This is a genomic window from Streptomyces torulosus, from assembly GCF_001419765.1.
Taxonomy (GTDB): Bacteria; Actinomycetota; Actinomycetes; order Streptomycetales; family Streptomycetaceae; genus Streptomyces; species Streptomyces torulosus.
Window position 1 is genome coordinate 1 of record NZ_LIRK01000512.1, and the last position, 6486, is coordinate 6486.

Here is a 6486-nt window from a genome sequence, read left to right on the forward strand (position 1 = left end):
TCAGTACCAGACGGAGAACGTGGCGTCAGCCCTGGCGGTGGCGGTGGAGATCTGGTCGATGCGCAGCACGGAGTCGAGGTGCCGGATGTGGCGGTCGGGGTAGTTGTGCGAGCGGAACGACGACCAGGACGGGTCGGCGAGCCCGGCGGTCTTGTGGAAGGTGGCGTCCTGGGCGAATCTCGTGGTGCCGTCGTTGACGTCCAGTCGCAGCTGGTAGTAGGAGTGCCGCAGGTAGCGGGTCGGATTGTTGACGGATTGGAAGGAGACGCCGGAGGAGTCGGCCAGTCCGGGGACCAGCTTCCATTGCGAGTCGGTGTAAGGGTCGAACGGGTACGGGTCGATGCGGCCGATGTAGTCGGCGTGCCGCCAGTATCTGTTCGGGAAGTTGTAGGACTTCAGCCGGTTCCAGGTGGGCTTGCCCCACTTGGCGACCATGTTGTCGTACACCGTCTGGGGGATCGGCTTGATGTCGGCGTGCTTGGAGTTCAGCGGCTGGGTGTAAAGGCGCCGGTCGGTGGCGGTCCAGGTGCCGGTGGAGAGGTCGCTGGTCTGCCAGGCGTAGAACAGCGCGTTGGCGTCGCCCCACAGGTACCAAGTGCCGGAAGCCTGGGCGAGGATCGGGCCCTCGATGCCTCCTTGCGGCGCCAAGCCCGAGGTGAAGACGGTGAAACTGCCGGGATCGAGCGAGGTGGACCTCGCACCCACGAGGCTGTTGCGCGCCTTGAAGTACAGGTAGTTGACGCCGTTCACGTTCATGGCCAGGGAGCCGTCGATGATGTCGTAGCCCGGGTCGAAGAAGACCTGCGGCGCCGTCACCGTCTTGAAATCCGTGGTGTAGTTCACCATGATCACGTTGTGTCCGCTGCTGTTGACGGACGAGTAGATGATGGCGTACTGGCCGCGGGAGGCGTCCCAGAAGGCCTCGGGCGCCCAGGTGTGGGTGGCCATCGAGTGCAGCTTCAGCAGGCGGTAGTTGTCGAAGGAGCGCAGGTCGGCGGAGTCCCAGACGTGGATGTACTGGCTCTGCAGATTCCAGTTGGTTCCCTTCAGGTCAGTCGCCATGACGACGAAGGTGCCGTCCTGCTTGGGCAGGATGAAGGGGTCGCGCAGGCCACCCGTGCCCCCGGTTGGGGTCACGACGGGGTTGTTCTGGTTCAGCGGCATCCACTGAAGCGCGTCGGTGCTGACCGCGAGGTGCAGGCCGTAGTCCGTGCCAAGGCCTCTCGGTGACTGGGTGAAGTAGCACATGACAAACGGGGAGCCGCTCGCGGCGGCCGCGGACTGGCTACCGATGGTCAGCGCGCCGGTCATGGACAGCGGCACGGCCGCGGCCATGCCGAGGAACAGCCGGCGCGACGGGAGAGGGGTTGCGCTTGTGCTCATCTGATGTCTCCAGGGGGTACAGGGGTGGGGAAGTGGCGCATCGAAAGTCCGGTCTTCTTCCTGCAAGGGCCCCTCAGGGTCCCTAGCCGGTGGCGCGCTGAAAGGTCCGTCGCTGGTTGGTGCTGCCGACGTCGCGGTACTGGATCAGCGCGGCATCGTCTGTGGTGCTGCCTCCGCTGACGTCGAGTACCTTGCCGCTGTTGCGGTTGACCACGGCGAACGCGCCGCCGGTCTGGGGGCGCAGTTGCCACTGCTGGCTGGTGCGGCCGTCGGCGGTCGCCTGTACGACTCGCGCGCCGTCCGCGGCGTTCGGCGCGTTCTTCCAGCGCATGGTCCAGGAGGCTGACCTTGCCGGTGGGGCCTGGGCCGACATGATCGCCACGTCGGCCCGGGCCAGGCCCGTCGACTCGTCACATCAGCTGGTCGTCCACGGCCTTCGTGGGCTCGACAGCCTCGGACTCGGACACCGTCTCGCGGGTCATCGACGCGGCTTCCATGATCGGGATTTCCACCGATCGTCGTACAGTCCCTCGCACTGTGGTGCGGGCTACGACAGGGTCCACTTCTGGGTGTTGCTGCCGTTGCAGGTCCACAGGACCTCGAGGTTGATGTACTTGTACCCGGCCTGCGGCAGTCCGGCCGCGACGAACGCGTCGACCTGCGCCTTGATCACGTTGTAGTCGATCTTCGCGGCGAAGGTGTTCCACGAGGCCCAGCCCATCGGCGCCGGGGTACCGGGATCTGGTTGGACGTCACCGCGACCGGTTCCGCCCGGTCCAGTTCGGTGGCCTGCTGGTGCTGGAGGCCGACCAGGGTGCCGGCGGCCATAGCGAGCACCGCGGCCCGGACGAGGACGGCTCTGCACAGGCGTCTTGTTCGGGGGGGCGAGACACTGAAGGGGCATACGTGTTCCTTCCGGGGCATACCAATCGAATACAGAGCATTGGTCGACATTTCGAACAATGCTCGGATTTCCGAACAGGTATCGCCGAAGCTAGAGTTCCGGTTGCGCAGAAGTCAACGGGTCGTTCTGGCTTTTCTGAGGCGTCCTGGTGGTATGGGACATCTGCGCCGCGCCGAAGGGTGCGTCCGCGTCGATGCGCCAACAAGACGAGCCCCGGGCGCGCATGCTGACGCAGCGTTACCCGAACAGGCGCCGCTGGATCTCGCGCCGGTAGTCCTCCAGGGTTCTGTCGAGGTGTGCTGCGGTGGCCTGCGCCGCCTCCTCCGGGCGGCCGTCACGGATGGCCCGGTAGATCGCCTCATGCTCCTCGACGGCCGCCCCGGTGTTCTCGCCGAGCGTGTTGTGGATACCGATGGCGCTGGACTGGCGCTGCAGACGTCGCGCGTCCCGCACGGCGCTGACGAGGAAGGTGTTGTGCGAGGCCGCGGACACGGCCGCGTGGAAGTCTTCGTCCGCCTGGTTGAACACGTCGACCTGGCCGTGGACGAACCCGTGCCGGCACTGCTCCATGGCCACCTCGATGGTGCGCAGTTCCGAAGGGGTGGCGCGGGTGGCCGCCAGACTGCTGGCGGACATCTCCTGGACCCTGCGGAACTCGAACAGCATCAGTACGTGGTCGATATCGACGGGACGGAAGAAACCTCCCCAACGGCTGGTGATGAGCATGCCTTCGTCGTCCGCGACGAACAGGCCCCTCCCCTTGTGAGCCCGTACACGGCCCAGTGCCGAGAGGATCTTCACGGCTTCCCGCACCACCGCCCTGCTGGTGTTCAGCGTCTGGGCCAGGTCGATCTCCGTGGGCAGCCGGTCACCCGCCACCAGCCGCTCCTCGGCGATGTACTCGAGGATCCGCTCCGCCACGATTTCGTACCCGGGACGGTAGTCGCTCCGCTCGTCCGAGCCGTTCACCGCCGGGGGCCCAGAAGGAAGGGCCTGAGCCGGCAAGGCCGCTTCGATCCCTGGTGTGTCGTCCATCTGTGATGCCTCCCGGGTGACTGCGGCGAACGCGACTGATCGCCGTGGAGCCGACAGCATCGTAGCTCAGAGGAACAGTAAGTCGTACTCATTCTGACCAAGATCTACGACGTAAGCTCTAGATTTCTCAGTGCACAAATGCCCTTAATTGGACATAACTGTGCACGACCACTACGTCATCGGCCCTAGATGCGCCAAGGAACGCCGTCCGTACCCTTGACGGAGCCCTGGATGAGGCGCCTAATTTCTTCCAGTCAGTAGCAGCACAGCCGCCTTCAGTGCCTGACGCCCGCCCGGGACGGCCCGGCGTCGGCCCATCCAAGCGCTACCCCCGACTTGCTCGAGGCACCCGCAAACCCAGTGGAGTCACTCATGACCGTCAACAAGCCTTCGTCCAACCCCAAGAGAGCGCTCAGCAAGAAGCGTGCGGCGTTGCTGGCCGGGTGCGCGGCCACGGTGCTGCTGACCGTGACGGCCTGTGGCGGCGGCAGCACCGCCGGTACGACCACCAAGGACGGCTTCGCCCAGGCGCCGCAGAAGGACGGCGCGTTGACCGTCTGGGTGGACGCGACCCGTATGGAAGCCGCGAAGCTGTACCAGCAACTGCACCCCGAGGTGAAGCTGGACATCGTCAGCTACGACGGCAACGCCAACGGCTCCAACTACCTCCAGACCAAGGTCCAGCTGTTCAACCGCACCAACAAGGGCTGGCCGGACGTCGTCTTCAGCTCCCAGAACAACGAGGCCTCCTGGGCGGTCGACGCGGGCTTCGCCGCTCCGCTCAACAAGGGCCTGATACCCGAGTCGACCCTGGGGCAGTTCGCGAAGGGCGCCAACGACGTCTGCACGGTCGACGGCACGGTCTACTGTCTGCGCAACGACCTCTCCCAGGCAGTGCTCTGGTACAACGCGCCGCTGCTGAAGAAGTTCGGCTACCAGGTTCCGGCGACCTGGGAGGAGTACCAGAAGCTCGGCGAGAAGGTGGCCAAGAAGCACCCGGGTTATCTCGTGGGCGACGCCGGCGACTCCTTCACCCCTGAGATCTATCTGTGGGCGAGCAAGTGCGGCGCCAACGACATCACCGGCCCCAAGGCTGTCTCGGTGAACACCACCAGCGAGGCCTGCACCAAGATGGCCAAGCTCCTGGACGTACTGATCAAGAACAAGTCCATGTCCATCAGCGGCGTCTTCAGCACCGACTTCGGCAAGAACAAGGCCGACAAGATCCTCCTCATGCCCGGACCCGCCTGGTTCGGCGGCGCGGTCTTCAAGGACACCCTCAAGACCCCGGCCGGGCAGATCGCGGCGGCGCCCATCCCGCAGTGGCAGGGAGACAACGCGCCGTCCACCGGCAACGTCGGCGGCGGCACCTGGCTACTGTCCAAACACTCCACCCACCTCAAGGCCGCCACCGACTTCCTGAAGTGGGTCACCACCGACAACGCCTACCAGGGCGAGAAGGGGCCGGGCTTCCCCGCGTACGCGCCCGCGGCCGAGACCTGGCTGAAGGGACAGGACGCCTCCGGCTACTTCGCCAGCGACCTGAGCGCCCTCTCGGCCGCCTCCTCACAGGTCTGGCCCGGCTGGGGCTCGGGCAAGTTCAGTCAGGAGGCGATCTGGGCGGCCACCGTCAAGCCCGGCCTGACCCAGGGCAAGTCCATCGTCTCGATGCTGCCCGCCTGGCAGGACTCCATCGTCAAGCACGCCGAGTCCAACGGATACAAGGTCTCGCAGTGACCCTCAGCCACTCCCCGTCCGGCTCCGCCGGTCGGCGCCCCCGCGGCGCCGCCCGGCAGAGCCGGGCCGGCATCGCCTTCGTCGCCGCCTACGTGCTCCTCCTGATCGCGTTCGGCATCCTTCCGACCGGATACGCCGTCTACTTCGCCTTCACCGACGCCGGGGGCACGTTCACCGGCTTCAGCAACTTCGTCAACACGGCGCGGGACTTCCGCTTCATGGACGCCGTAGGCCATGTCGCGCTGTACCTGCTGTTCTGGCTGGTCTCACTCGTGGTGTTCGTGGTGGCCCTGGCGCTGCTGCTGCACCGTCTCGCCTCGGGCACCATGAGCAAGTCCCTGCGCTTCCTCTTCTACATCCCCGGAGCGCTCGCCGGCGCCGCGAGTGTGCTGGTGTGGCTGTTCATGCTCGACCCGACGGTGAGCCCGGTAAGTTCACTGCTGGGCATGCTGGGCTTCCACACCTTCGGCGAGGTGATCGCCCCCGGCAACCTGCCCCTGCTGTTCACGATCATCGCGTTCTGGACCGGCGCGGGCGGCTGGATCGTCGTCATCTACGGCGCGCTCAACAACATCCCCACCGACGTCATGGAAGCCGCGCGCATCGACGGCGCGGGCGCCTGGCAGACCGCCTGGCACATCCAGATCCCCATGCTCCGCAAGTGGATCGTGTACATGGTGATCCTGGCCTTCGCGGGCGGCGCCCAGCTCTTCGTGGAGCCGCAGTTGCTTTCCCTCGCCAGTGTGGGCGTGGCCGGACGCGACTACTCGCTGAACCAGCTGACGTACGACTTCGCCTTCCAGATGAACAACATCAACGGCGCCGCCGCGGTCTCGGTGGAGCTCCTGGTCGTCAGCGTGTCGGCCGCCGCCGTCTTCGTCGCCCGGTCGGGGTTCTTCGATGCCGACTAGGACGTCTGCCGGCCCAGCCGCCGCCATACCACGCACTGAAGGGGAACCAAGCGCCATGAGCCGAGCGCACGACCAGGCCCCTGAGCGGCGGCGCCCACATCACCCGCGTCGCCTCGTGCCCCGCCTGCTGACCGGATCCATACTGCTCGTCTTCCTGGTGTTCTTCGTGCTGCCGATGCTGTGGCTCGTCCTCGCGGCGACCAAGACCGACCAGCAACTCGTCCATGGCAGCCCGCTGTCCTTCGGCTCCTGGCACGCCTTCAAGACCAACTGGGACGCCCTCACGGCGTTCCAGGACAACGCCGTCCTGCAATGGCTGGGCAACTCCACGTTGTACGCGACGATCTCACTGGTCATCACCCTCTGCGTGGCCGTACCGGCGGGGTACGCCCTGGCCATGACCGAGTTCCGCGGACGGCACACCCTGCTCGTCTCGACCCTCGTCGTGATGCTCATGCCGACCGCCACGCTGGTGGTGCCGTTGTTCCTGGAGATCAACGCGGTGGGCCTGATCGG

At 66.1% G+C, this 6486-nt stretch carries 7 protein-coding genes; 3 read left to right on the plus strand and 4 right to left on the minus strand.

The window, feature by feature from the left end:
* The 4 genes from AOK23_RS31505 to AOK23_RS31515 all read right to left on the minus strand — a co-directional run bounded on the left by AOK23_RS31505 (window position 1) and on the right by AOK23_RS31515 (window position 3322).
* On the minus strand, window positions 1–1383 hold the full coding sequence (locus AOK23_RS31505; RefSeq protein WP_055715973.1) for a glycoside hydrolase family 43 protein: 1383 nt from the start codon (window positions 1381–1383) through the stop codon (window positions 1–3).
* Between the two features lie 82 nt (window positions 1384–1465).
* Complete coding sequence (locus AOK23_RS31510) at window positions 1466–1714, minus strand: RICIN domain-containing protein (protein WP_055715974.1); 249 nt, start codon at window positions 1712–1714, stop codon at window positions 1466–1468.
* 216 nt (window positions 1715–1930) lie between these two features.
* A complete protein-coding gene (locus tag AOK23_RS48635) occupies window positions 1931–2104 on the minus strand; it encodes a hypothetical protein (RefSeq protein ID WP_169800353.1) in 174 nt (57 codons plus the stop codon).
* Window positions 2105–2524: 420 nt separating this feature from the next.
* Window positions 2525–3322 (minus strand): FadR/GntR family transcriptional regulator, encoded by a 798-nt coding sequence (locus tag AOK23_RS31515; RefSeq protein ID WP_055715975.1) that lies wholly within the window; start codon window positions 3320–3322, stop codon window positions 2525–2527.
* Between the two features lie 372 nt (window positions 3323–3694).
* On the opposite strand from AOK23_RS31515, the gene AOK23_RS31520 reads away from it, so the two are divergent.
* From AOK23_RS31520 to AOK23_RS31530, 3 genes are all read left to right on the plus strand, one after another.
* Window positions 3695–5059: an ABC transporter substrate-binding protein gene (locus tag AOK23_RS31520; RefSeq protein WP_055715976.1), complete on the plus strand. Its 1365-nt coding sequence runs from the start codon at window positions 3695–3697 to the stop codon at window positions 5057–5059.
* The gene (locus tag AOK23_RS31525; RefSeq protein ID WP_055715977.1) at window positions 5056–5970 is read left to right on the plus strand and encodes a carbohydrate ABC transporter permease; all 915 of its coding nucleotides are present in this window, start codon (window positions 5056–5058) and stop codon (window positions 5968–5970) included. Before AOK23_RS31520 ends, AOK23_RS31525 begins: the two co-directional genes overlap by 4 nt.
* A gap of 55 nt (window positions 5971–6025) precedes the next feature.
* Window positions 6026–6486 (plus strand): ABC transporter permease family protein (locus tag AOK23_RS31530; protein WP_169800354.1); only part of this gene is annotated, 461 nt, incomplete at its 3' end.